Below are 26196 nucleotides of genomic sequence, written 5' to 3'. Positions count from 1 at the left end.
TCCCCTATATAAAAATATGCTGGTAAACAGTGAGCGCGGGGCCACTAGGGTACATTAATGTATTTATGCACCTGGAGGGACAGCTGCCACTGCGGATTATCCTTGATATAATCGATAATGAGCGGCGTCATTTCCGCGCTTTTCCCCCATTCCGGCTGCAGGTATAGTCTGCAGTTTTTATCTACCATGGCGGCATGTTTTTCCGCCCAGGCGAAATCGGTTTTGTTGAAGATGACCACTTTCAGTTCATTGGCAGCCTTGCAGACTTCCGGCAGGGGCGCTTTGAACTTTTTGGGGGAAAGGGTGATCCAGTCCCAGCTGCCGCTGAGTGGGGAGGAGCCGGACGTTTCCATATGCGTCCGAAAGCCTTTTTTGTGGAGGGCTTTCGTGAGGCCGTCCAGTTGGTGCATGAGCGGTTCGCCGCCGGTGATCACGGCAATACGGCCGGGATGGGCGGCAGCTTCCTGCACGATATTATCGATGGTGAGCTGGGGATGTTTGGAGGCATCCCAGCTTTCTTTTACATCGCACCAGTGGCAGCCTACATCGCAGCCGCCGAGGCGGATGAAATAAGCTGCTTTACCCTGGTAGAGCCCTTCTCCCTGGATGGTGTAGAATTGCTCCATCACCGGTAAAGTGCTGGCGCTATTTGAAATAAGTACTGACATGTGCTAACCCTGCAAAGGTCCGATTTTTTACGGAACCTGTTAATTCTGACTACCTTTCTGTCCGATGCATGCCTGGTAGGTATTTTTCAGGAGCGCCGCGATGGTCATAGGACCAACGCCACCTGGTACCGGCGTGATGTAGCTGGCTTTAGGCGCTACTTCATCGAATTTCACATCGCCTACGAGGCGGAAGCCGCTTTTCTTGCTGGCGTCTTCTATGCGGTTGATACCTACGTCCACGATCACGGCGCCTTCTTTGACCATATCCGCTGTAACGAAGTTGGGTTTACCGATGGCGGCCACGATGATATCGGCCTGGCGGCAGATGTCAGCGAGGTTGTGGGTATGGGAGTGGGTAAGGGTTACGGTGCAGTTGCCCGGGTTGGTATTGCGGCTGAGCAGGATGCTGACAGGCGTGCCAACGATATGGCTGCGGCCGATCACCACGGCATGTTTTCCTTTTGTAGGCACATTGTAATGTTCCAGCATGAGCATGATACCATAAGGTGTGGCAGGGATGAAGGTGGGCAAACCGCTCACCATTTTACCCACGTTCATGGGATGGAAGCCGTCCACATCTTTGCTGGGATCGATGGTGTTGATAACCAGTTCTTCGCTGATGTGCTTAGGTAAAGGCAATTGCACCAGGATACCGTCGATATCCGGATTTTCGTTGAGCAGGATGATCTGGTCCAGCAGGTGCTTTTCAGAAATTTGCTCGTCGAAACGCAGGAGGGTAGAGTTAAAACCGCAGGCTGCACATGACTTTACTTTGGAAGCGACATAAGTTTCGCTGGCGGGATTGTTACCAACCAATATGGCAGCGAGGTGAGGAACCTTCTTGCCGGCTGCCTTTAATTCAGCCACGGAAGCGGCTAATTGGGCTTTGATAGCCTCGGATACATGTTTACCGTCTAAAATTTGCATGCGCAAAGTTAGTACGTTTCCTGCAATTTCCTGCAATTTCTTGCAAAGGAGGGGGGAGGGCGGCGGATTTTTGCTTGTGGCGGATTTTTGCTCGCAGAGAGCGCGGAGGAGCAGAGGGGGCAAAGGGGCCTTCGGCCGGGGGAGGGGGGCTTGCGGTGGATTTTTGCTTGCGGCGGATTTTTGCTCGCAAAGAGCGCGGAGGAGCAGAGGGGGCAAAGGGGCCTTCGGCCGGGGGAGGGGGGCTCGTGGCGGATTTTTGCTTGCGGCGGATTTTTGCTCGCAGAGAGCGCGGAGGAGCAGAGGGGGCAAAGGGGCCTTCGGCCGGGGGAGGGGGGCTTGCGGTGGATTTTTGCTTGTGGCGGATTTTTGCTCGCAGAGAGCGCAGAGGAGCAGAGGGGCAAAGGGGCCTTCGGCTGGGAGGAGATTTTCTCGCAAAGAGCCTCTTTGCGAGCAAAAATCCTCTGCGAGAAAAAAAAGCAAAAAAAAGACACGCCCCAGGCGTGTCCTTTATCTTAAATATCTCAGGTTCTGCAAAACAGGTTACAAGAGAAACCTGTTTTGCGGGAGACAATAAATTAGCCTCTTACGAACCGATTGGATTGTTGTGGAAATTATAAGGCAAACAAAGACGGTTATCAGTTAGCAAAAGTTCAGTGAAACTGAAAAATATGATAAATATTAAACTTTCGCTAAATTATTGATCACAATATATTTAAATTTTCGGAGCTGCGCCAAGAATTTCTTGATCAGCGGCATCCGCATATTTTTCGAAGTTGCGGATGAACTGGCTTGCCAGGTTCGCCGCTTTCTCATCATACGCGTTTTTATCGGCCCAGGTGTTGCGCGGGTCGAGGATGTCCGCCGGCACGCCAGGGCAGGTTTCCGGGATGGCGAGGCCGAACACCGGGGTGTTACGGTATTTCGCGTTATCCAGTTTACCGTCAATGGCGGCAGCAATCATCGCGCGGGTGTAGGCCAGCTTAATACGGCTGCCGGTGCCATAAGGGCCGCCGGTCCATCCGGTATTGATCAACCATACATTCACGTGATTTTTACGCATCTTTTCCCCCAGCATGCGGGCGTATTCCGCCGGGTGCAACGGCAGGAACGGCGCGCCAAAGCAGGCGGAGAAGGTGGATTTAGGCTCTGTTACCCCTGCTTCCGTACCGGCAACCTTCGCGGTGTAGCCGGAAATGAACTGGTACATCGCCTGGCCCGGCGTGAGGCGGCTGATGGGAGGCAATACGCCATACGCATCGGCGGTGAGGAAGAAGATGTTCTTCGGTACCGCGCCTACAGAGGGCTCCAGCGCATTGGGAATATATGACAGCGGGTAGGAAACACGGGTGTTTTCCGTGATGGATTTATCCGCATAGTTCACGGTATTGGTGCCGGGGAAGAAGGTAATGTTCTCCAGCAGGGCGCCCGGGCGTACCGCCCGGAAGATTTCCGGTTCTTTTTCCGCGCTCAGGTCAATACATTTTGCATAACAGCCGCCTTCAAAGTTGAAAACGCCGGTATCCGTCCAGCCGTGTTCATCGTCGCCAATGAGCTTACGGTTAGGATCTGCGCTCAGCGTGGTTTTGCCGGTGCCGCTCAGGCCAAAGAAGATAGCGGTATCGCCATCAGCGCCCTGGTTGGCGGAGCAGTGCATGCTCAGCACCTGCTTGTCGTGCGGCAGTATGTAATTGAGCACGGTGAAAATACCTTTCTTGATTTCGCCGGTATAGGCGGTACCACCAATCAGGATGACCTTCCTGGTGAAACTAACCACGGCAAAGTTGGACTGGCGGGTGCCGTCCACAGCGGGGTCGGCGAGGAAGCCAGGGGCCTGGATTACCGTCCATTCGCACTGCATTTCCTCCAGCTCTTCCTCCGTAGGGCGAAGGAACATGTTGTAGGCAAAAAGGCTGGACCACGGCAGTTCGGTAATCACTTTTACGCCCATGCGATAGTTATTATCGGCACAGGCAAAGCAATCACGTACCCATACTTCCTTCCCGGAAAAGTAAGCAGTTACTTTCCTGTAGAGGCGATCAAAATTTTCGGTGGTAAATGGCAGGTTAAAGTCGTTCCAGTTTACAGTGTCCGTTGTGATGTCGTCCTTTACGATGAATTTGTCTTTCGGAGAGCGGCCGGTGAATTCGCCGGTGTTTACTGCGAGTGCGCCCGTATCGGATAAAACGCCCTGGTTTCTTTCTACAGTTTGTTTAACCAACTTCTCAGGTGAAAGCTGGTAGTGTACGTTCGAAGCGTTCTCTATGCCCAGTTCCCGTAAGTCAGCTAAATGATTACTTACGCTACTCATTTGCATAAAAGCAAGATTGTTTTGGTGTAAAAGCAAAGCTAGGTAATTTTTGAAATCATCAAATTTTATAAGTGTTGTACCGCTAAAATTTAGAAATCAGCAGGCTATCTTGAGTTTTTGTTGCGATATCTCTAAAATGTCCAGAAAACATTGGAGGTTGTCAAAGGTATATTGTGTGAAAAAAACATTAAGTAGGGAGAAGATTAATTCATACCATTTTACGGGGTTTTAGCCCCTGGTTATGACCCGTTTATATATATGCCAGTGCCGGCGCCCCACTGAACGGAGCAGCCTTCAATATCTCCCCAAAAAATACCTCTTATACATTTCAATAATTTCAAACTGGTAAATTTTCCATAGGTTTGAAGCCTCATTTGAAAATTAGAGATATGAAGAATTTGCCTTTGGATCCGCAGCTGTTCATAAAGAACCGCCAGCGGTTTGTGGCCAAAATGAAGCCTCACTCAATTGCTATTGTCAATTCCAACGATGAACTTCCAACCAATGGCGACGCTCTGTACAAATTTAAACAGAACTCCGACCTGTACTGGCTTACAGGCATAGACCAGGAAGATACCATGGTAATTCTCTACCCTGATAATCCTGATCCCAAATACCGCGAAGTATTGGTGCTGGTGCGCCCTAACGAGTTGAAAGAAAAGTGGGACGGCAAACGCCTGAGAAAAGAAGAAGCCACCGCCATCTCCGGCATGACCACCATCGTGTGGCTCGACGCGCTGGACGCACTCCTGCAACAATGGGTGCATGAAGCGGAAAACGTGTACCTGAATTCCAACGAAAATAACCGTAAATCCAACTACGTTCCCGTACGCGACTACCGCTATGCGGCCGAAATGAAAGAACGTTACCCGCTGCACAACTTCCTCCGCGCCGCCGTTATCTTCAAGGAACTGCGCGCCGTGAAATCCCCGGAAGAAATTAAAGTTATGCAGGTAGCGATGGATATTACGGAAAAAGCATTCCGCCGCGTCTGCAAATTCATCAAACCCGGCGTGTATGAACACGAAATCCAGGCGGAAATCGTACACGAATTCCTCCGCAACCGCTCTGCCGGCGAAGCATATGGCTCCATCATCGCCTCCGGCGACCGCGCCCGTACCCTCCACTACGTTTTCAACAACGCAGAGTGTAAGGACGGAGAGCTGATCCTGATGGACTTCGGCGCGGAATACGGTGGTTACAATGCAGACCTCACCCGCACCGTGCCGGTTAACGGTAAGTTTACCCCGCGCCAGCGCCAGGTGTACGACGCCTGCCTGCACCTGCACCGCTACGCCGCCTCCATTCTCCGCCCCGGCATCACCCTGGCTAAATACCACGAAATGATGGGCGAAGAAGCAACGAAAGAATTCATCAAACTGGGCCTCCTCACGGAAGCCGATGTGAAAAACCAGGACCCTGAAGTGCCTGCCTACCGCAAGTACCTCTACCATGGCATCTCCCACCACCTCGGCGTGGACGTGCACGACCTGGCGCCTTCCTTCCTGCAGCCTATCCCTGAAGGTGCGGTACTCACCATCGAGCCCGGCATCTATATCGAAGAAGAAAAAATGGGTATCCGTATAGAAAACAACTATTGGATCACCGCCAACGGCAACGTGGACCTGATGAAAAACATCCCGATCACTGCCGACGAAATCGAAGCTTTAATGAAATAATAAAACACAGCCCCTCACCCGGTGGGGGGCTTTTTTCGCTAACTACAATTGCAGCATGCGACAAATTCCCAATATTATTACCCTATGTAACCTTTTTTGCGGAGCCCTGGCTATTATCTGCGTGTTACATGCGCCCGAATTCAGGGCCGACTTTAACGGTACCGACTATACGGTGATTACGCCGGAACCCGTTTACTGGGCGTCCGCACTGGTGGTACTGGCTGCGGTATTCGATTTCTTTGACGGCATGGTGGCCCGCCTCCTGAAGGTGCAGTCGCCCATGGGTAAGGAGCTGGACTCCCTCGCCGATGTAGTCACCTTTGGCGTAGTACCCGGTATGATGCTGTACCGCCTGCTGCGCAGCGCTTACTTCCAGGAGCCGGATGTATTTGACGTATCCATGGCCAACCTGGCGCCGGCCCTGCTGGTACCCTGCTTCGCGGCTTACCGCCTGGCTAAATTCAACCTGGACACCCGGCAATCCGAAAACTTCATCGGCGTGCCCACGCCGGCTGTCGGCTTGCTGGTGGCCTCTTTCCCGCTCATCGTATTGTATAACCCCTATAACCTGGGCCATTGGTTCCAGAATATCTGGGTGCTGTATATCATTATCATTGCGCTCTGCTACCTCATGGTGGCGGAAATACCGATGCTAAGCCTTAAAGTGAAGGAGAAATCACTTAAAGCCAACTGGACCCGCATATTGCTGGTATTGCTGGCCGTGGTGAGCATCCCGGTGCTGAAATTTGCGGCAGTGCCGTTTATTTTCGTGTGCTACGTGGCGCTGTCTGTTATTTTCCCGCCCATGAAGGCGAAGGAAGGATAAAGGAATCCTGTTTACGGACGGCCCGATTATTACTGATTTTTGACGTAGGTTTGTGACAATTCCGCCGGCAGCCACCAGCAAAAAGCTGCCGGCCATCCGCCACGCTGCCGCCAGCGCCGGTTCAAACAGCCTGCGGGCCTTTGCTGTATTACAACCTGCAAATCGGTCCGCCAAAAATTATAAGTATTAATGAAGTTAGTAATAGTACCATCCCCTATCGGCAACCTCGCTGATATCACCTACAGAGCAGTAAAAGTACTGGAAGAAGCCGACCTGATCCTGGCGGAAGATACCCGTACCTCAAGCGTGCTGCTCCGCCACTATAATATCAACAAACCCGTCACGCCATACCACCAGCATAACGAACATAAAGTAGCCCAGCACCTGGTGGAGCAACTGCAGCAAGGCAAATCCATGGCTTTGCTCACAGATGCCGGCACCCCCGGCGTTTCCGATCCAGGCTTCCTGCTGGTAAGGGAATGCATCCGCAACGGCGTTCCGGTGGAATGCCTGCCCGGCGCTACGGCATTTGTGCCCGCGCTCGTCAACAGCGGCATCCCCATGAACCGGTTTATCTTCGAAGGCTTCCTGCCGCTGAAAAAAGGCCGGCATACCCTGTTTACCCAACTGGCTACGGAAGAACGCGCGATAGTGTTCTATGAATCCCCGATGCGACTAGTACGCACCCTGGAGGACCTCATCCAGTACTTCGGGCCGGACCGCCAATGCTGCGTCAGCCGGGAGCTCACGAAGATGTTTGAAGAAAATAAACGGGGCGCCCTGCGCGAAGTAGCCGATTACTTCAAGGAAAAAGGAGTGAAAGGGGAAATTGTAGTGGTCGTCCAGGGAGCGGAATAATTTTTTATCCTGCTGACATAACGCTGTCAATCCCTGTTCGTTATTTTGAGATATAAACTACACCCAATGCTTATATCCGATATCGCACGTTTACGCTTACACGCTCAGCAGATCACCCATCACAGCTGCAAAACGCCGCAGGCCCTGGTATCGTACATGGGCCCTATGCAGGCGCAGGATTACAATGGCGGCAAATACGCCATCGGCGTACGTTTACCCAATGCTACCCTGCCCGTTGTGGAAAAGGCTGTCAACCAGGCTAAAATCATCCGTACCTGGGTATTCCGGGGCACCCTGCACCTGGTAACGCCGGAGGATATACGCTGGATGACCGCGCTCGTGAAGGACCGCCTGCAACAGCGGCTCAGGAGCGTGGAAAAAACGCTGGCCATAAAGGAATCGGATTATCCTAAAATCTACCAGCTGCTGCTCCGGGAAATGAAAGGCGGGCGGCAATTGCTCAAAAGCGAAATCGAAGACCTCATCACCCGCCATAAATTCCACAGCGATTACATGCGCTACCTCCTGCTGCGGGCATCGCTGGAAGGCGTCATCTGCCATGGCCCGCTCAGGGGCAAGCAATTTACGTTTACCCTCCTGGACGAATGGAGCCCCGGCGAAAATAACGTGACTACCGAAGAAGCATTGGGCATGCTGGCCGCGCGCTATTTTACCAGCCACGGACCCGCCACGGTAGCGGACTTTATGACCTATGCCGGCATTACCCTGCGGGAAGCAAACACCGGCCTTGAAATCGCCCGGCCTGCCCTGGAAAGTTTCACGATCGATAAGTCCGTATGGTGGTGCGGCAAAGGTTTGCTGAAATCCGCCAAACCCGTGCCCAGGGCCATACTCCTGCCCCCGTTCGACGAAATTCTCGTGGCCTACAAGGATCGCTCCGCCATGACGCCGGACCAGCACAAGGGGAAAGCAATGACCTCCAACGGTATTTTCCACCCTATCCTCCTGCTGGACGGTCAGCTCTGCGGCCTATGGAAACGAACCATCGTGAAAGGCGGCGTGGATATTGAATTACAGCCTTTCCGCCCCCTCAAAAAAACAGACAGGCAGGTATTCGAAGCCGCCTGCGAACATTATGCGAATTTCATGCAGCTACCCCTGCGCAACGTGAGCTGCGCCTGACCGTTCATAGAACTTATCTGCATCTTATCTTATATTGTTTATTTTCGCAGCCTGAACAAAATCTAACAGCATGAAGCACCCGGTTATCGGAGGCTGCCTGGCCCTGGCCCTCGCCACAGGCAGTTGGTTACAGCTGCAAGCGCAATCTGACCGCTGGCAGCAACGAGTGAAATACACGATGGATATTAAGGTTGACGCGCCTGCAAATAAGTTCACCGGAACGCAACACCTGGAATACTTCAACAACTCTCCCGATACGCTGAAAAAAGTTTTCTACCACCTGTACTGGAACGCATTTCAGCCTAATAGTATGATGGATGTACGCAGCCGCGAGCTGGGTAAAGTAGTGCTGGGTAAGAGTAAAGCCGGTGCTGATGTGCTGGACTGGGACGGCCGCGTGCGCGACCGCATCGCCCAACTGAAGCCGGATGAAATCGGCTATCAGAAAATTATTTCCCTGAAACGCGATGGTAAACCACAGGCGTTCAAAGTGGTGGAAACCATCCTGGAAGTGCCGCTGGATAAGCCTATCCTGCCAAATTCAAAAGCGGAATTTGACATGGAGTTTGAAGCCCAGGTACCCGTGCAGATCCGCCGCAGCGGCCGTAACAACGCGGAAGGGGTGGACTTCTCCATGGCGCAGTGGTATCCTAAAATGGCGGAATACGATTATGAAGGCTGGCATCCTACCCCCTACATCGCGCGTGAGTTCTACGGCGTCTGGGGGGATTATGACGTTACCATCCACATGGATCGCAACTACACCATTGCCGCTACCGGTTACCTGCAAAACCCGAATGTAATGGGCCATGGCTACGAAGCGCCCGGCGTGAAAGTAAAACGCCCTGCGGGCGATATCCAGACCTGGCATTTCATTGCCCCCAACGTACATGATTTTGTGTGGGCTGCCGATACGGAATACAAGCATATCACCCAGGAAGTGGACGGCTTCACCGCGCACTTCTTCTATATCGAAAACGAGAAAACAAAAGATACCTGGCCTGCGCTGGCAAAAGCTATTCCTAAAGCCTACGCCTATATTAAAAAACATTTCGGCGCTTACCCTTATAAACAATACTCCTTTATCCAGGGGGGCGACGGTGGCATGGAATACCCGATGGCTACCCTCATCCTCGGCAACGGCACCGCTGCCGGCTTATACGGCGTGGCCATGCACGAATGGATGCACAGCTGGTACCAGGGTATGCTGGCTACCAACGAAAGCCTGTACCCCTGGATGGACGAAGGTTTCACCACCTTTGCGGAAGAATATACCATCCACAATACGGTGGACAGCCTGAAAGGCAAATGGCCGATGGAAGATACCTATAACGGCTACTTCCGCCTGGCAAAAAGCGCTTTCGAAGAACCGGCTACCACCCATTCCGATCACTACAGCTCCAACTACGGCTACAGCAACAATGCTTACCGCAAAGGCGCGGTGTTCCTGGAACAGCTGGGTTATGTGATCGGCGCTAAGGTGCGCGACAGTGGCCTGATCCGCTATTATAACGAATGGCGTTTCAAACATCCGAATGCCAACGATTTCGTACGCGTGATGGAAAAGGAAAGCGGTATTCAGCTGGATTGGTACAAACAGTATTTTATCAACACCACCAAGCATATCGACTATGGCATTGATTCCGTGGCGGCCAACGGGAATAAAACCACTATCCGCCTGCGCCGCATCGGCGAGTTCCCGATGCCAATCGACCTGCTGGTGACGGATAAAAGCGGTAACAAAACCATGTATTACATTCCGCTCTCCATCATGTTCGGGGAAAAACCCAATGAAGATCCGGCGGTGAAACGCGTGGTAAAACCAGGCTGGTTCTGGACGCATCCTACTTACGAAGTGGAGGTGGACCTGCCTTTCAACCAGCTGAAGTCCATCGAAATTGATCCGAGTCAGCGCCTGGCGGACCTGGACAGGAGTAATAACAAAGCGGTAGCCAACTAAGCTGCTGTAACAGTATATAAAAAGGCCGTTTCCTGTCAGGGAACGGCCTTTAATAATTTTAGGGCCCGCCGTAGCGGCGCCGTTATTGGGTTAGAAGATCAGTTGCTGTAACTGATTTTCCCAGGCATGGGCATGCTGTTCCTGGTATTTTAATTTTTCCAGGTGATGTTCGTTATGGTGGGCCATCAGGTACAGCGTTTCGCGTACAGTGAGTTTGCCCAGCATAGGGTGGGGCAGGCGGTATTTATCCAGGTCGCTTTCCGTCCAGCTGCGGAGTTTCTCCTTCAGGCGGTACTTCTGGCCGATGAAGCTATGGATGAGCGCTTGCCGCTGTCCGCTGTAAATAACGGCAGGCTGGTAAGGTACAGTCGTCGTAGCGCCCGCTGCGAGCTGCTCCTGGTACTGCTGCACCAGTTCGTCGTAAGAGCGGGAAGGGCGCTGACTTACACCGAAACAACGAAGGGTGAATTTAGGATATCCCAATGCGCTGCATACCGGCCTTACCGATTTGATAAGGTGATCCAGTTGCTGGCCGGCGGACCATTTGCCATAAGGAGATGCAGTAAACCGATGATCCGGCAGCGTGTTCACATAGTCGACAAAATTGTCGAAGCTTTTGTCAAGTTTTGCTTGTATCTCTTGCTGGTTCAGGTACATAGGAAATTCGATTTAAAGGGTTCAAAAATTACACTTTACCTGGGCGCCTTTAGTGAATATACTAGTGAATATACCTGGGCCTGTTGCATTCTTCCTGAAGTTACGCCAGTTTTTGCAAGCGGCCAATATATTGTTTAAATAAATATAACTTTTTGACCATAATGGTTGAGTTAGGATGTACTTATGTGGTTAAATTGTGTATATGTAATTTTATTTAATATGATTGTTGGCCGGGTTTCCGCTCTTTCCCTGAATCTTGATATATTTGCCACTCAATTTTAAACAAATAACCCAAGTCCATTGGAACCATACGAGGAAATTCTGCAAACCATCTATACTTTCGTACCCGCCGGTATTGACCCGAAAACAGATTATGACGCTTACCTGAATTCGCCGCAAATAAAGCGTTTGGCGGAAAAATGGGCCCAGGAATACGATGATACCACGCGCTGGGATGATTTTTATGACCTCATTGCCGCATTGTTCGGCCCCTCCATGGTGGCGGAAGTAACGAGTCCGACGGGGATGGACCGTTGCCGGCAGGTGGTGGTGAATATCAGCCATAACCCTTACCGGGTGGACAGGCTCGTGATCAACTGGAGCATCATCGGGCCTTTTTATGAGATTTACCGCTCAAAAGCCGAGCTGGCAATGGATGGCGGAAAATCGCGCCTGATCAACCAACGGAGCAGTTATGATACCAATCCTTACTGGGGCCCTCACCTGGCGGATGAAATCCAGGAACTGTACGGCTACAATCAGCTGTCGCCCTTTGCCAGCTCCATGATCATCCCTGATATCGCGCTGCCCTACACGGGCTTTGGGGAAGTCACGCTTGCAAAGGCCCTGTTCACGGATATTGTAATGTAGTTTTTTTATTTTTTGGGGGAGAGATTTAAGGCATCTGCTCCTTATGCTCCGCGTCGGGGGCATCAGGCGTCCAGCGGTTCCAGCCACGGCAACGGTCCCGCATTTTTTCACGTAGCTCCTGTTGTTCCGCTGGGGTCATGTTTTGCCATTTATCGCGGATACGCTCCTTCCACTCCGCCCGCCGGCGGAACCTGCCCCCGCCATTGTTATGCCAGCCAAACAATAGTTTGCCCAGCAGCAGCAGCCCAAAAGCTTGCCAGTAGGTCACTGACGGACCATTGAAAAGTGTTGGTATCAACCAGTTCCAAAGGGTCATGGTGAGGAAGATCACGGCGGCCACAAATGCGATCCCGCAGAGTACCATCAGTAATTTTGATTTCACATCAAACCCGCGTCTGAAACGTCCCATATAATAAAGTAAGTTTAATCAGTTATTGACAATTTCCCGGTACAGTTCTCCCAGTCTTTCTCTCAAAAACAATACTGCATAGCGCTTCCGGGAGAGCAGCGTATTGACGCTCACGCCGGTTTCCGCACTCATTTCCTTGAACGATTTGCCCAGTATTTCATGGCCGATGAACACCTCTTTCTGCTCGGCAGGGAGGTCCTCGATGGCAGCTGTAATCGCCTCGGAAATGATTTTCTGCATCAGGGGCGTATCGGCTTCCATGGCAGTATCAGCAATGATCTCCGGCAGGAAGAGGACTTCTTCGCCTTCTATCTCATGCGTATATTCAGCAAACGGCGTTTCCCGCTTCTTCCTGAACCAGTCGGTGATCCGGTTGCGCGCAACGGAAAACAACCAGCCGGTAATGGAATCCACCTGGCTACCCAGGCGGAGATATTCCGTGAACTGGTATAATACGTCCTGCAGAATATCTTCAGCATCTGATACATTGCTCACCCGTTGACGGATAAAGTTGAGCAAGCGCTTGCTCTCCTGTTTTACCGCCGCCTCTATGCGCTCATTTTGCTCTTGGGCCATAATTGTATTTGATAGGAGCAACTGTTTCATCTTGTATTTGAAGACGATCCAGTATGCCGGATATTTTAGCGGATGCAGAAATTATCGGAGCAGCTCCCCCAAACCACCAGCTAGTGCTTGGCCATCACAATGTATTTCGTTTTGAAGCTCTCTTCGGGGAAGATGTCGTAAATGTCTATTAACCTGGGTTTCAGTCCACTTTCGGAGATTTCCTGGGCAAGGTCGCCTCCTTTCAGGCAAATGAGGCCTTTCTCGAACTGCTTGCCGGGAACAGTGGATTTTTTCATTAAATGTTTGCTCCAGCGCCAGAGATCCCCTAAGGGAGCCACTGCCCGGGAAACTACAATATCAAATTTGCGGTTCTTTATCTCTTCAACGCGTGTATGCGCGGTCGTTACATTTTTAAGGCCCAGCTCCGCGGCCACGCCTTCTACTACCTTGATCTTTTTTCCAATGGAGTCTACCAGGTGGAACTGTACTTCCGGGAAGAATATCGCCAGCGGAATACCGGGAAATCCACCTCCGGTGCCCAAATCCAGGATCTGGGTGCCCGGCGCGAAATCGGCAATGGCGGCAATGCTCAGTGAGTGTAATACATGCTTTTCGTACAGGGAGTCGATATCTTTCCTGGAAATGACGTTAATCTTCTCGTTCCATTCGCTGTACAGTCCCTTTAGCGCTTCAAACTGCGCCAGCTGCGCCGGGGTGAAGTCGCTGAAATACTTTAAAATAATCTCCATTTTGCAAAAATAAACTTATTCCACATTGAATAAGCTTACCAGCGGTTTTTGGATGTAAATGGGCGCGGCTATAGCAGTCTTTAACAACACCCTACCAGCGGTTTTTCGATTTAAACAGCAACGCCGGCGTAAAGATGACATAATACAGCAGCATGAAAATATCCATAAACCAGCTGTATTTAAACAGATCCATCTCGTCCAGCTTGCGCATAGCAAAGAAATTGATAACCGCCTGTATCAGTATCTTCCCGCCAAAAATGCCCAGGGCGTACCACAGCAGCGGCGCAGGGAAGAACAGGGTAAAAATAAAGGCAGGATAAAAGAGGAAATGCGTCAGCGAAAACAAGCCCAGCACCATTTTGTGGATAAACCGGTAATGCTTGCCGGTGGTCATATGCCGGGTCTTCTGCCGGAACCAGCTGCTCCAGGAAGTCTTAGGCTCTGAGTACGTGAATGCTTTCTTGTGAATTACCACGCCCACATTCTTGCGGTTGGCGGCAGTGTTCACAAACAGGTCGTCGTCCCCGCCGGCCAGGTGCTGGTGGCTGGTAAACCCTTTGTGGCGGTAAAACAGCTCCCGCTTGTACGCCAGGTTGCGGCCCACGCCCATATACGGCATGCCGCTCATCGCGAACGATAAATGCTGCAAAGCGCTGAAAAACGTCTCGTAACGGATCACCTTATTGAGGAAGCCAGGCTTCTTATGGTAAGCGCCATAGCCCAGCACAATCTCTTTATTCTCTGTAAACCCCTGGCTCATTAACGACAGCCAGTAGGTGCTGGCCGGTTTGCAGTCCGCATCCGTCAGCAGCACGTTTTCATGAGCCGCCCCACGCAGGCCCATAGACAACGGGAACTTCTTGCCCGGGATGAACTTGGCCGGCTGCTTGATTTCAATGGTCCGGTAATGCGGGTAACCCGGCTCTATGGATTGGAGGTAGTAGCGACTATCATCCTCGGAGTTATCATTGACCACAATCACCTCGTATTCAGGGGTCAGGTGGTTGTGATAGCGCTGCTGCAACACCCCCGGGAGGTTGCGCTGCAGGTTCAGCTCCTCATCCTTGGCACAGATGATCACTGAAAATTTCTCAGCCGGCGGCTGGTCCTGATCAAATTTCCGGGAGTAAAAAGCTACCCTGGAAAAGATGAAGAGATAATAGCATATCTGAATTCCTGCAATTACGGCAAAGGAATATAAGGCAATTTCACCCAGGTGGTCAAACATAATGGTGGCAAAAATATAATATTTTTAATATCTGTAAAAAGATAAATTATTTAACGTTTAAACTCTGCCGGCAGAATGCGTAATTCGACATGCAAATCGGTATCTTTGCACGCTGAAATGGAAATCTCGTGAATTTTGAACTGATAACCACAGATAATGGCAGTAAGGCCAGGGCAGGGAAGATCACCACTGCCCACGGAGAAATAGAAACGCCTATATTCATGCCCGTTGGTACCGTGGGCAGCGTAAAGGCGGTGACCCAGGAACAACTGCGCGACGCCGTGCAGGCCCAGATCATCCTGGGCAATACCTACCATTTATACCTGCGCCCCGGCCTGGAAGTACTCTCCAAAGCCGGCGGACTCCATAAATTCAACGGCTGGAACCGGCCCATTTTAACGGATAGCGGCGGCTACCAGGTGTTCTCCCTGGCCAATAACCGCAAAATCAAAGAGGAAGGCGTAGTGTTCCAGTCGCATATCGACGGCTCCCGCCACCTCTTCACCCCGGAAAATGTGATGGACATCCAGCGCACCATCGGCGCCGATATTATCATGGCGTTCGATGAATGCCCGCCTTACCCTTCCGAATACCGCTACGCCCGCAAGTCGATGGACCTCACCCACCGCTGGCTGGACCGCTGCATCAAACGCCTCGGCGAAACCATGCCGGCCTACGGGCACGAACAAACGCTGTTCCCTATCGTGCAGGGCAGCACCTATAAAGACCTGCGCAAGGCTTCGGCGGAATATATCGCCAGTCGCGGCGCCGCAGGCAACGCCATCGGCGGCCTTAGCGTCGGCGAGCCGGAAGAGGATATGTACGAAATGTGCGAACTGGTATGCGACATCCTCCCCGTGGAAAAACCCCGTTACCTTATGGGCGTTGGCACACCGTGGAATATCCTGGAAAACATCTCCCTCGGCGTGGATATGTTCGATTGCGTCATGCCCACCCGCAACGGGCGCAATGGCATGCTCTTCACCTGGAACGGCGTCATCAACATCAAGAATAAAAAATGGGCGGACGATTTTACACCGCTGGATGCCAACAGCGAATGCTTCGCCACGCGCGACTATAGCAAAGCCTATCTCCGTCACCTCTTTGCTGCCGGCGAAATTTTAGGCATGACGCTTGCCAGTATTCACAACCTCGCCTTCTACCTGGAACTGGTGAAAGAAGCCCGCAAACAAATACTTGCCGGCACCTTCAGCACCTGGAAACCAAAAATGGTGGCACAGTTGAAAACGCGTTTATAATACCAGCAATTCAAATAATCCAATAAACTAATATCTTTGGGTTCATGCCGAAATTAATTACGAAAATAGACTGGTATATATTACGTAAGCTGATAGGTACCTTCATTTATTCGCTGGCGATCTTCCTCCTGATCTCCGTGGTGATCGACATTACGGAGAAGGTGGACGACTTCATGACGAACCACCTTTCCCTGCGGGAGATCGTGGTGGATTATTATTTCGGCTTTATCCCGCACATCCTGGCGTTATTATTTCCCCTGTTTATCTTCCTGTCGGTTATCTTCTTTACCTCCAAGATGGCCTACCGGTCGGAGATTATCGCCATTTTGAGCGCCGGCGTGAGCTTCAGGCGCTTCCTCCGCGCCTACTGGATCGGGGCCTTCCTGTTCGGAGGCATCCTCTGGCTGGCCAACTTCTGGGTAGTACCCAACGCCAACCGCATTCGTACCACGTTTGAAAATAAGTACCTGCACAGTCATGATAACCAGAACACCCAGTTTGACCGCAGCACCCGTATCGACAGCTTTACCTACGTGACCTTCGGCACCTATGACCCCAACTACGGCAACGGGTCCTCTTTTGTGATGCAGAAGGTGAAAGGGCAGGAGGTCGTGTTCCGGATGCGGGCCGACAGGGCCGCATGGGACAGCGCCGCTAAAAAGTGGCGGCTGGATTACGTGACCATCCGCACCATGGATGGACTCAAGGAAACCTGGCAGTCCAGGCAGGATACCATGATCAAAATAGCGCTCACGCCCAAGGACCTCGTGGAGGAAAAGAACATGCAGGAGGCCATGACCACCCCTGACCTCCGCCGCTATATCCAGCGGGAGGCCATCCGCGGGGCGGAAGGGCTCAACACCTACTGGGTGGAATATTACCGCAGAACCGCCGCCGCCGCCGCTGTAGTGGTGCTGACGCTGATCGGCGGTATCATCGCCGCCAAGAAGGTACGTGGCGGTAGCGGCTTGCACCTCGCCGTGGGGATCGTGATCAGCGCGTCCTACATTATCGCGTTGCAATTCGCCACCGTGTTTTCCGTTAAGGCGGACCTAAACCCGCTGCTGGCCGTGTGGATACCGAATTTCATCTTCGGCGGGCTGGCGTTTTATTTGTACAGAAAAGCGCCCAAGTGACGGGCGTAAGGATAAATTTCTTTGAAACGGCCTGCAGTTGCGGGCCGTTTTAGTTTTTGGGGGTGGGGAGAAATTTAAAACCGCTACGCATGCAGGCCCCGTCCATTCCACAACACCCCCGCTGCCACCTGCCAATGCAAACATTCCTGCGGTCCGGCCAAAACTGCCCATTTAGGCCCGCCGAAAAATTTTCCCGCCCCCGGTCATTCTCCCCGGTGAAAATTTTCCCCTCAATGCTGCGCTTCATCAAAAAAATCGTCCTTCTTCTTTCAATATTTTCAATTCATTCTGAAAAAATTTACAATTTCTTTATCTCTTATAATGGGTAAATTTTATATAATTATAATTAATTGATTATTAAATAATAAAATCCGGTTTTTGGCCCTCCGGATGTGGCCGGAATGCGCATCTTTTTGTTGTTAATTTGCCATTAAAAATCGCTTAAGGGTGGTAACTTCGTTAACAAATCATTACTTTTGACAATTGATCGATTTTGTTTTCATTATATAAACAATAGCAGTAAAATGGGGTACATAAAAGAAAAATTCAAGGTTAAAGCGGATGAATTGAACGCTGAAGTAAAAGACCTGCTGAAGAATCACGGCGCCACTAAAATTGAGGATGTCACACTTGCACAGGTTTACCAGGGTATGCGCGGTATTACCGGACTGGTTACTGAAACTTCCTTGCTGGATGCTAATGAGGGTATTCGTTTCCGCGGATATTCCATTCCCGAACTGAGAGAGGCATTACCGAAAGCGCCGGGTGGCGCGGAGCCACTGCCGGAGGGTTTATTTTACCTGATGCTCATTGGTGAACTGCCAGGTGAAGCAGATGTACAATATATTTCCAGCTTGCTGGGCCGCCGCTCGCATGTACCTAACCATGTGTTCGATGCCATCGAAGCTTTACCTATTTCTACACACCCTATGACCATGTTTACCGTAGGTATCATGGCGCTGCAAACCGAATCTGTATTTGCCAAAGCTTATGCGGAAGGTACCAACAAAAAAGATTACTGGAGTTATGTATATGAGGATACCTTAAACCTCATCGCACGTCTGCCTCGTATTGCTGCTTATATCTACCGTCGTAAATATAAAAATGGCGACCACATTCAGCCAAACGGTATGCTGGACTGGGCGGGTAACTTTGCGCACATGCTGGGTTATTCCGACGAAGCCTTCCGCGAACTGATGCGCCTGTACATGGTGATCCACGCCGACCACGAAGGTGGTAACGTGAGCGCACACACGACGCACCTCGTTGGTTCCGCGCTCAGCGATCCTTACCTGGCTTTCGCAGCCGGTATGAACGGCCTCGCGGGCCCGCTCCACGGCCTCGCCAACCAGGAAGTGATCAAATGGATCCTCCAGATGCGCGAAGAACTCGGTGGCGGTATGCCTACCAAAGATGAAATTGCCGCCTACGTGCGCAAAACCCTCTCCGAAGGTAAAGTGGTACCAGGTTACGGCCACGCCGTACTGCGTAAAACGGATCCCCGTTTCACCGCGCAGATGGAGTTTGCAAAAGCTCACCTGCCAAACGATGAACTGGTAAGGATCGTATGGATGGTGTATGAAACCGTTCCGCCAATCCTGCAGGAACTGGGTAAAGTGAAAAATCCATGGCCAAACGTGGATGCACACTCCGGCGCGCTGCTCGTACATTACGGCCTGGTAGAATACGAATTCTACACCGTACTGTTCGGCGTTTCCCGCGCTCTCGGCGTACTCGCTTCCCTCTGCTGGGATCGCGCCCTCGGCCTGTCACTGGAAAGACCTAAATCCGTGACTACCGAATGGATGAAGCTCTTTGTAAACGGCAAAGTAGAAGCATCCGCCGAATAAACAGGTGTTATAATTGTTTTTTATAGAAAAAGGCAGGTGGTGAATTTTTACCACTTGCCTTTTTTATTTTTGTATTCTGAACAAATTTGTAACCTATTTCCACATTTACAGCCATATTATCCAATCCGATCGAATACCTGAAAGGGGTAGGGCCGCAACGGGGAGAACTGCTGCGAAAGGAACTTAACATCCATACCTTCGGGGACCTGCTGCAATACTTTCCCTTCAGATACGTAGATAAAACGAAGTTCGACCTGATCCGCGACGTCAGCGGGTTTGACGACTACGTGCAACTGCGCGGCCGCATTGTGCATATGGAAGTGATAGGGGAAAACCGGGGCAAACGGCTCGTGGCCACCCTCAAGGACGAAACGGGCACGATCGACCTTGTGTGGTTCCAGGGCTGGCAATGGATGCAGAAATCCGTTCAGCTCAACTCCGGCTATACGGTGTATGGCAAAGTGTCCACCTTCAATGGCGCCATCCAGATAGCCCACCCGGAAATGGACCTCATCACAGAGGTGACCGCCACCGGCAAACAGTTCCTCGAACCGGTGTATTACACCACTGAAAAACTGAAAGCCCGCGGACTAACGGCAAAGGCTATAGGAAAACTTACAAAGAACCTGCTGGAACAATTGTCCCCCCTGGAAATAAAGGAAAATATCCCGGCGGACATCCTGCAGCAATACCGCCTCATGCCCCGCGCCCTGGCCCATTACAAGATACACTGGCCCCTTAGCGAAGAAGAGGCCCGCCAGGCACAGCGCCGGCTGAAATTCGAAGAACTTTTTATCGCACAGATACGCATCTGCCGGCTGAAGATCCGCCGGCAAAAACTTTCCCACGGCTACATTTTCGGCGCGGTGGGAGAGCATTTCAACAACTTCTACAACAACCACCTGCCGTTTGACCTCACCGGCGCGCAGAAACGCGTGCTGAAAGAAATCCGCCAGGATACCATGCATGGCCGGCAAATGAACCGGCTCCTGCAGGGCGACGTTGGGAGCGGCAAAACCATGGTGGCCCTGCTCACCGCGCTGCTCGCCATAGACAACGGCTTCCAGGCCTGCCTCATGGCGCCCACGGAAATCCTTTCCCAGCAACACTTTAAAGGTATCTCCGAACTGCTGGCCGATATGCCCGTCAACGTGGCCTTACTCACCGGCAGCGTAAAAGGAAAAGCCCGCAAACAGGTACTGCAGGGCGTGAAGGAAGGGGGCATCCAGCTGCTCGTAGGCACGCATGCCCTCCTGGAAAAAGAAGTGGAATTCCAGAACCTTGGCATGGCCATCATCGACGAACAACACCGCTTTGGCGTAGCGCAACGGGCCCGCCTCTGGGAAAAAAATAATATCCCGCCCCATGTGCTTGTTATGACGGCAACGCCTATCCCGCGTACGCTGGCCATGACCATCTATGGCGACCTCGACGTGTCCGTTATCGACGAAATGCCGCCGGGCCGCAAACCCATTACCACCGTACACCGCACGGAGTTCCAGCGCCCCCAGGTGATGGACTTCATCAAGGAAGAAATAAAAAAAGGCCGTCAGGCGTATATCGTGTACCCGCTCATCGAAGACTCCGAAAAGCTGGATTACGAAAACCTGATGAAAGGCTACGAAGAGGTAAAAGCCTTCTTCCCTGAGCCTCAATACTATATCAGCATGGTACACGGCCGCCAGCCGGCAGAACAGCGGGAAACCAACATGAAACGCTTCGTTTCCGGAGATACCCAGATCATGGTGGCTACCACCGTGATCGAAGTAGGCGTAAACGTACCCAACGCCTCCGTAATGGTGATCGAAAGCACCGAGCGCTTCGGCCTCTCCCAGCTGCACCAGCTGCGGGGCCGCGTAGGCCGCGGCGCAGAACAATCCTTCTGTATCCTCATGACCGGTAATAAGGTAAGTAAAGACTCAAAAGAACGCATTAACGTAATGGTACAAACGAACAACGGTTTTATCATTTCGGAAAAAGACATGGAACTGCGCGGACCAGGCGATATTGAAGGCACCCGCCAAAGCGGCGTACTCGACTTTAAACTGGCGGATATCCTGGCCGATAAACCCATCCTGGACGCCGCCCGCAACAGCGCTGAAAAACTGTTGCAGCAGGACGTAGACCTTATACTGCCTGAAAATCAGGGACTCCGCGATTTTCTGGCCGCACAGCGAAGTAAAACCGTTTGGAGCAAAATTTCCTGACCGCTTTTAACGTTTATTATTTATCAGCGTCTAACTTTTACGTATATATTTTACGGCAAAACCCTTATGAGTGCGTAAGTTATTGTGTATGATGCCGTAACAAATGGACAGGCTTGTGCGTTTATAGTAGTATATTAGTTTTTTCAGATAATTAAAAATCTTATCCCGTTGAAATTTACCCTCCCGATCGGATTTGTTGGAACGATTATCCTCTTGTTGCTCTCCGCCTCCACCAGGGCGCAGCAGACAACTGGTCTGACTAATTATGCCCCGCTGAATTTCGCGGAGAACAAAGGCCAATGGGACCCGCAGGTACGCTATAAGTCCGACCTGGAAGCTGCGGCCGTATTCCTCCTCAAAGATGGCTTCCGCTTCGTACTCCAGCATCCGGACGACCTGGACAAGGTAGAGGAATTCATTCACGGGCATGTGCATAAGAACGATACACTTTATGTTAACGACCGTAAATACGTGGGCGATAAAGTAGTGGGCACGGTCGACCGCAAGGAGCCTTTCCCCACGGCGATGCCTGCCGTCCGCAACCACGCATACACCGTGTCTTTCGTGAATGCGAACCCCAACGTTTTACTGGAACCTGAAAAAAAACAGGAATTCTATAACAATTACCTCATTGGCGACCGCTCCAGGTGGGCCTCTCACGTAGCCTCTTACCAGGGAGTGAATTATATCTCCCTCTACAAAAATATTGACGCACATGTGTACTCCGAAGCATCAAAGCTGAAGTACGACATGATTGTGCACCCCGGCGGCAACCCGGATGAAATCCTGCTCAACTACGAAGGCGCCACCGGCATGGAAATCAAAAAAGGACAACTGATCATCCACACCAGCGTAGGCGATGTGACAGAACAGTTGCCCTACGCTTATCAATACGTAAACGGCGAGCGTGTATCCGTAAAGGTTAGCTATAAACTCAGCGGTAACAAAGTAGGTTTCAAAATCAATGGTTCCTACAATAAGGATTACGACCTCATCATCGACCCGGTGTACGTGTTTTCCACTGTTTCCGGCTCCCGCTCTGATAACTGGGGCTTTACCGCTACCTACGATGATGACGGCTTCTTTTACGGGGGCGGTATAGTATTCGGGCGCGATTTCCCCGTTACCAACGGCGCGTATCAAACCTCCTACGGCGGCGGCGAAATCGACATCGCCATCCAGAAGTTCACACCCAATGGCACAGGCCTCGTGTATTGTACTTTCGTAGGCGGCAGCGGCGCAGAGCAACCCCATTCCCTCTTTGTAAATAAGAATAAACAGTTGGTGATCTCGGGGAGAACCAAATCCTCCAATTACCCCATGGATAAGTTAATCGGCAAACGCGGCGGATGGGACATAGCGGTTTCCATGTTGTCCGCAGATGGGGGCAGCATGGTAGGCTCCCTCGTAATCGGCGGCTCTGCGGATGACGGCGTGAACATGCGCGATCAGCGCGCAGGCGGCGCCACCGGGCTGCTGCGCAACTATGGGGACGATGCCCGCAGCGAAGTAGTAGTGGACGCAGCCGGTTACATCTACGTGGCCAGCTGTACCCGCTCCAGCGATTTTCCCGCTACCGGCGGGGTCTTCCAGACCTCCCACGGCGGCAGCCAGGATGGCGTTGTGCTCAAGATCAACCCCATGTGCCAGGATGTGGTATGGGCTTCCTACCTCGGTGGCAGGGGCGACGATGCTGCCTTCGTGATTGCGTTGAACGACCTGCAATCCCTCTACGTGGCAGGCGGCACCAACAGCGATGATTTTAAAGTAACCAGCTCTGTTCCGGGCGCTACCTTCTCCGGCGGCGCCTGCGATGGATTTATCGCGCATATTGCCAGCGATGGCTCTTCTATTTTACAGGCTACCTACGTGGGTTCTACGGACGGACAGGCCGATCAGATCTACGGCATCCAGATGGACAATAACGGTTACGTATATGTGACCGGCACCACGGAAGGCGTATGGCCGATCAAACAACCTGCCGGCACTACCAGGTTCTTTAACCAGAACTCCGCGCAGTTCATCATGAAGTACCAACCCAACTTATCCGATATCGTATATTCAACCACGTTTGGTAAGCCAAGAACGGCTTCCAGGCTGCCTTCCATCAGTCCTACCGCCTTCCTGGTAGACCGTTGCGAAAACGTGTACGTATCCGGATGGGGCGGCGGTATCAACCCGGCGGAAGGTTATCCCAACTCCGGTACCGGCGGATTGCCGTTGAAAAATCCCCTGCAGAACATTACCGATGGTATGGATTTCTATTTCATCGTGTTGCAGAAAGATGTAACGGATATCCTCTTTGGCAGCTACTTCGGCGGCGCCGGTTTGTTTGAGCATGTGGATGGCGGTACCAGCCGGTTCGACAGGAACGGGATCATTTACCAGGGTATTTGCGCCTGGTGCCAGACCGGTAGCGACTCCCGCCCCCGATACCCCACTACGCCGGGAGCATACAGCAGCACGCCGCCACGCTCCTGCAACTACGGCGCGCTCAAAATCGCTTTCAACCTCGATGGCGTAAAGGCCGGCATCAAAACGCTGGAAAGAAAAACGAATTACTGCGTACCGGAAACCATTACCTTCATTGATACCACACAGGTATATGTCAATACTTCCCTGTACCGCTGGGATTTTGGCGACGGCAGCCCGGAAGTTACCGGCAATGCAAGGGATACGGTCACGCATACTTATACCAATGTAGGCACCTACCTGGTGCGGCTCATCAAGGCGGACGCCAGCACGTGTAACGGCGCAGACACGGCTTATATCACCGTTAAACTGGGTACCAACAGGGCCACGCTGGACCTGGTGGCCAACCGCCTGAAACCCTGCGAAGCGCTGGCATACGAGTTCCTGAACAACTCCAACCCCGGCTCCGGCGCATTCCGGGATAGTTCCTTCATCTTCAATTATGGGGATGGGCCTGCGGTATATGTACTACAGAATCCGCCTACCTTCCCGTTCAAGCATACCTACCCCGGACCAGGCTTATACAACGTATCGCTCATGCTCCGGGATACGAATTTCTGTAACGCGCCGGAAGTGCTGAACCTGCCGCTGCGTGTAGCCGTAAACGTTAAAGCGCAGTTTGAAATGCCGGATACGGTTTGCGTCGGCGAAACCATCAAGCTGGATAATACCACCCTCGGTGGTCAAACCTTCCTCTGGACGTTTGGGGACGATCATTCCCAATCCACCGATCCTTATCCGCTGCATACGTTTAAAACGCCGGGTATTTACGATATCAAACTGGTAGCAACGGACCTCACTACCTGTAACGAAAAGGACAGTATTGTGCAGCAGGTGCTGGTAGCGCCGTTGCCGGTGGCGGACTTTGAGTTTACGCCTACCAAAGCCATCGAAAATACGCCCGTAACCTTTACGAATATGAGTACAGGCGCGCAGTCTTACCTCTGGAATTTTGGAGACGGGGATACTACTTCCGTGCCCAACCCGGTACATCAGTTCAATGCCACCGGTACCTTTACCGTCTGCTTAACTGCCTCCAATCCGGAAGGTTGCGCCCATACCACCTGTAAGGATGTGAATGCGATAGTCATGCCGTTGTTCGATGTGCCGAATGCATTTTCACCCAACAACGATGGCGTGAACGATGTGTTTTACGTTAAGGCATTTGCTGTGGCTAAGTTCAACCTGAAGATATTCAGTCGCTGGGGACAACTGATATTTGAAACCAACGATTTCAGGCAGGGATGGGATGGTAAGTTTAAAGGAGAAATAATGCCTATGGATGCTTATGCATACGTAGTGAGTATAGAATTTAACGATGGTACCAAAGGTAACCGTCAGGGAAGTGTAACCTTGTTAAGATGATGACCCATGAAGCAGCTAGTTAAAATCGCAGCAGGCATGTTCCTGTTGTTAACCGCCGGATTGAATGGATATGCGCAGGACCTGCATTTTTCGCAGTTCTTCAACTCTCCATTGACCACCAACCCTGCCAATACAGGGTTTATCCCGGATGGCAACTACCGCATCGGGGTAAATTATCGCGATCAGTGGACTTCCATCCCGGTGCCTTATAAAACCATGTCCGTCTTTGGGGACTGGCAATTGTTCCGGGACCGGCTGGAATACGGCTGGGTAGGACTCGGCGGCGTGATCCTCCGGGATGTGGCCGGCGCCGGCAACCTATCCTCCACCAAAGCATACGGCTCCATCGCCTATCACCAGCTGTTGGGCAACAGCAGCTTATTGTCCCTGGGTTTCAATGCCGGTACGGCGAATAAGCGGGTAGATATCACCAAGCTCGTATTCGGCGACCAGTGGAATGGTAAGTTCTTCGATGCGCGGGTGCCAACCGCGGAACCCATCAACGCATCCAGTACCAACTATTTTGATTTGCAGGTAGGTATGAACTATGCCTACTTCCCTACGGATAATATTTACCTCAACGCGGGCTTCTCCGTGCATCATGTGAATAAACCCCGGGAAACGTTTTATGATACGGATAACACCGTGCCGCGCCGCTACATCGGCTTCCTGAATGGCAGCATCAAGGTGAGCGACATGGTGATCATCAACCCCGGCGCGTACTTCAGCAAGCAGGCGAACACACAGGAGTATGCAGTGGGGATGAATGCGGCGTACAACGTTTCCGGCGACGGTTCCCAGCAGGCCTACGGCGGTATCTACTACCGTGGTAACGATGCGGCCATTTTCATGGTGGGCTACCAGTTAAGTACGGTCAAACTCATGTTCAGCTACGATGTAACCACCTCCCAGCTATCCGCTGCCAACAGTCGCAGAGGGGCTTATGAAATCGGCATCATCTACACCGGCTTATACCGCAACCGCGCCTTTACCGATGCGGTACGGTCTACCTTCTGCCCTTCGTTCTAAATTTTCTGCTTATTGATTACTTTTGTTAC

At 51.8% G+C, this 26196-nt stretch carries 20 protein-coding genes; 12 read left to right on the top strand and 8 right to left on the bottom strand.

Annotated elements, in window-relative coordinates; genetic code table 11:
• Positions 1-44: 44 nt before the first annotated feature.
• The 3 genes from BOC67_RS04165 to pckA form a co-directional block, all read right to left on the bottom strand.
• Positions 45-668: a 7-carboxy-7-deazaguanine synthase QueE gene (locus BOC67_RS04165; RefSeq protein WP_291907676.1), complete on the bottom strand. Its 624-nt coding sequence runs from the start codon at positions 666-668 to the stop codon at positions 45-47.
• A 39-nt stretch (positions 669-707) separates the two neighbouring features.
• Complete coding sequence (gene folD, locus BOC67_RS04160) at positions 708-1595, bottom strand: bifunctional methylenetetrahydrofolate dehydrogenase/methenyltetrahydrofolate cyclohydrolase FolD (protein WP_291907673.1); 888 nt, start codon at positions 1593-1595, stop codon at positions 708-710.
• 712 nt (positions 1596-2307) lie between these two features.
• Positions 2308-3903 carry a phosphoenolpyruvate carboxykinase (ATP) gene (pckA, locus tag BOC67_RS04155; RefSeq protein ID WP_291907671.1) on the bottom strand — a complete coding sequence of 532 codons (1596 nt, stop codon included), beginning with the start codon at positions 3901-3903 and terminating at the stop codon, positions 2308-2310.
• A 389-nt stretch (positions 3904-4292) separates the two neighbouring features.
• Here pckA and BOC67_RS04150 point away from each other — a divergent pair, with 389 nt between their 5' ends.
• The 5 genes from BOC67_RS04150 to BOC67_RS04130 all read left to right on the top strand — a co-directional run bounded on the left by BOC67_RS04150 (position 4293) and on the right by BOC67_RS04130 (position 10369).
• On the top strand, positions 4293-5582 hold the full coding sequence (locus BOC67_RS04150) for an aminopeptidase P N-terminal domain-containing protein (protein ID WP_291907668.1): 1290 nt from the start codon (positions 4293-4295) through the stop codon (positions 5580-5582).
• Between the two features lie 55 nt (positions 5583-5637).
• On the top strand, positions 5638-6408 hold the full coding sequence (gene pssA / locus BOC67_RS04145) for a CDP-diacylglycerol--serine O-phosphatidyltransferase (RefSeq protein WP_291907664.1): 771 nt from the start codon (positions 5638-5640) through the stop codon (positions 6406-6408).
• Positions 6409-6597: 189 nt separating this feature from the next.
• Positions 6598-7266 carry a 16S rRNA (cytidine(1402)-2'-O)-methyltransferase gene (rsmI, locus tag BOC67_RS04140; RefSeq protein ID WP_291907662.1) on the top strand — a complete coding sequence of 223 codons (669 nt, stop codon included), beginning with the start codon at positions 6598-6600 and terminating at the stop codon, positions 7264-7266.
• Between the two features lie 66 nt (positions 7267-7332).
• Positions 7333-8409 (top strand): winged helix DNA-binding domain-containing protein, encoded by a 1077-nt coding sequence (locus BOC67_RS04135; RefSeq protein WP_291907659.1) that lies wholly within the window; start codon positions 7333-7335, stop codon positions 8407-8409.
• Positions 8410-8479: 70 nt separating this feature from the next.
• Positions 8480-10369, top strand: coding sequence for a M1 family metallopeptidase (locus BOC67_RS04130; protein ID WP_291907656.1), 1890 nt, complete (start codon positions 8480-8482; stop codon positions 10367-10369).
• A 90-nt stretch (positions 10370-10459) separates the two neighbouring features.
• On the opposite strand, the gene BOC67_RS04125 is transcribed toward BOC67_RS04130, so the two are convergent.
• Positions 10460-11026: a DinB family protein gene (locus BOC67_RS04125; protein ID WP_291907653.1), complete on the bottom strand. Its 567-nt coding sequence runs from the start codon at positions 11024-11026 to the stop codon at positions 10460-10462.
• A 300-nt stretch (positions 11027-11326) separates the two neighbouring features.
• On the opposite strand from BOC67_RS04125, the gene BOC67_RS04120 reads away from it, so the two are divergent.
• Positions 11327-11896: a hypothetical protein gene (locus BOC67_RS04120; RefSeq protein ID WP_291907650.1), complete on the top strand. Its 570-nt coding sequence runs from the start codon at positions 11327-11329 to the stop codon at positions 11894-11896.
• A gap of 25 nt (positions 11897-11921) precedes the next feature.
• On the opposite strand, the gene BOC67_RS04115 is transcribed toward BOC67_RS04120, so the two are convergent.
• The 4 genes from BOC67_RS04115 to BOC67_RS04100 all read right to left on the bottom strand — a co-directional run bounded on the left by BOC67_RS04115 (position 11922) and on the right by BOC67_RS04100 (position 14849).
• Positions 11922-12305, bottom strand: a complete 384-nt coding sequence (locus BOC67_RS04115) for a hypothetical protein (protein WP_291907647.1) — start codon at positions 12303-12305, stop codon at positions 11922-11924.
• An 18-nt stretch (positions 12306-12323) separates the two neighbouring features.
• Positions 12324-12881: an RNA polymerase sigma factor gene (locus tag BOC67_RS04110; RefSeq protein WP_291907644.1), complete on the bottom strand. Its 558-nt coding sequence runs from the start codon at positions 12879-12881 to the stop codon at positions 12324-12326.
• Positions 12882-12991: 110 nt separating this feature from the next.
• Positions 12992-13621 carry a 16S rRNA (guanine(527)-N(7))-methyltransferase RsmG gene (gene rsmG, locus BOC67_RS04105; protein WP_291907640.1) on the bottom strand — a complete coding sequence of 210 codons (630 nt, stop codon included), beginning with the start codon at positions 13619-13621 and terminating at the stop codon, positions 12992-12994.
• Between the two features lie 91 nt (positions 13622-13712).
• The gene (locus BOC67_RS04100; protein ID WP_291907637.1) at positions 13713-14849 is read right to left on the bottom strand and encodes a glycosyltransferase; all 1137 of its coding nucleotides are present in this window, start codon (positions 14847-14849) and stop codon (positions 13713-13715) included.
• A 128-nt stretch (positions 14850-14977) separates the two neighbouring features.
• Here BOC67_RS04100 and tgt point away from each other — a divergent pair, with 128 nt between their 5' ends.
• The 6 genes from tgt to BOC67_RS04070 all read left to right on the top strand — a co-directional run bounded on the left by tgt (position 14978) and on the right by BOC67_RS04070 (position 26167).
• Positions 14978-16108, top strand: a complete 1131-nt coding sequence (gene tgt / locus BOC67_RS04095) for a tRNA guanosine(34) transglycosylase Tgt (protein WP_291907634.1) — start codon at positions 14978-14980, stop codon at positions 16106-16108.
• A gap of 44 nt (positions 16109-16152) precedes the next feature.
• Complete coding sequence (locus BOC67_RS04090; protein WP_291907631.1) at positions 16153-17244, top strand: LptF/LptG family permease; 1092 nt, start codon at positions 16153-16155, stop codon at positions 17242-17244.
• A 524-nt stretch (positions 17245-17768) separates the two neighbouring features.
• Positions 17769-19094, top strand: coding sequence for a citrate (Si)-synthase, eukaryotic (locus BOC67_RS04085; RefSeq protein ID WP_291907629.1), 1326 nt, complete (start codon positions 17769-17771; stop codon positions 19092-19094).
• A 95-nt stretch (positions 19095-19189) separates the two neighbouring features.
• The gene (gene recG, locus BOC67_RS04080) at positions 19190-21301 is read left to right on the top strand and encodes an ATP-dependent DNA helicase RecG (RefSeq protein ID WP_291908081.1); all 2112 of its coding nucleotides are present in this window, start codon (positions 19190-19192) and stop codon (positions 21299-21301) included.
• Positions 21302-21469: 168 nt separating this feature from the next.
• Positions 21470-25138 (top strand): PKD domain-containing protein, encoded by a 3669-nt coding sequence (locus tag BOC67_RS04075; protein WP_291907627.1) that lies wholly within the window; start codon positions 21470-21472, stop codon positions 25136-25138.
• 6 nt (positions 25139-25144) lie between these two features.
• On the top strand, positions 25145-26167 hold the full coding sequence (locus tag BOC67_RS04070; RefSeq protein ID WP_291907624.1) for a PorP/SprF family type IX secretion system membrane protein: 1023 nt from the start codon (positions 25145-25147) through the stop codon (positions 26165-26167).
• Positions 26168-26196 lie beyond the last annotated feature (29 nt).

The sequence above is a fragment of the Chitinophaga sp. CB10 genome, assembly GCA_001870995.2.
GTDB lineage: Bacteria > Bacteroidota > Bacteroidia > Chitinophagales > Chitinophagaceae > Chitinophaga.
The sequence above is the reverse complement of the archived record's forward strand: the minus strand, read 5'-3'. Positions and strand labels throughout refer to the sequence as shown.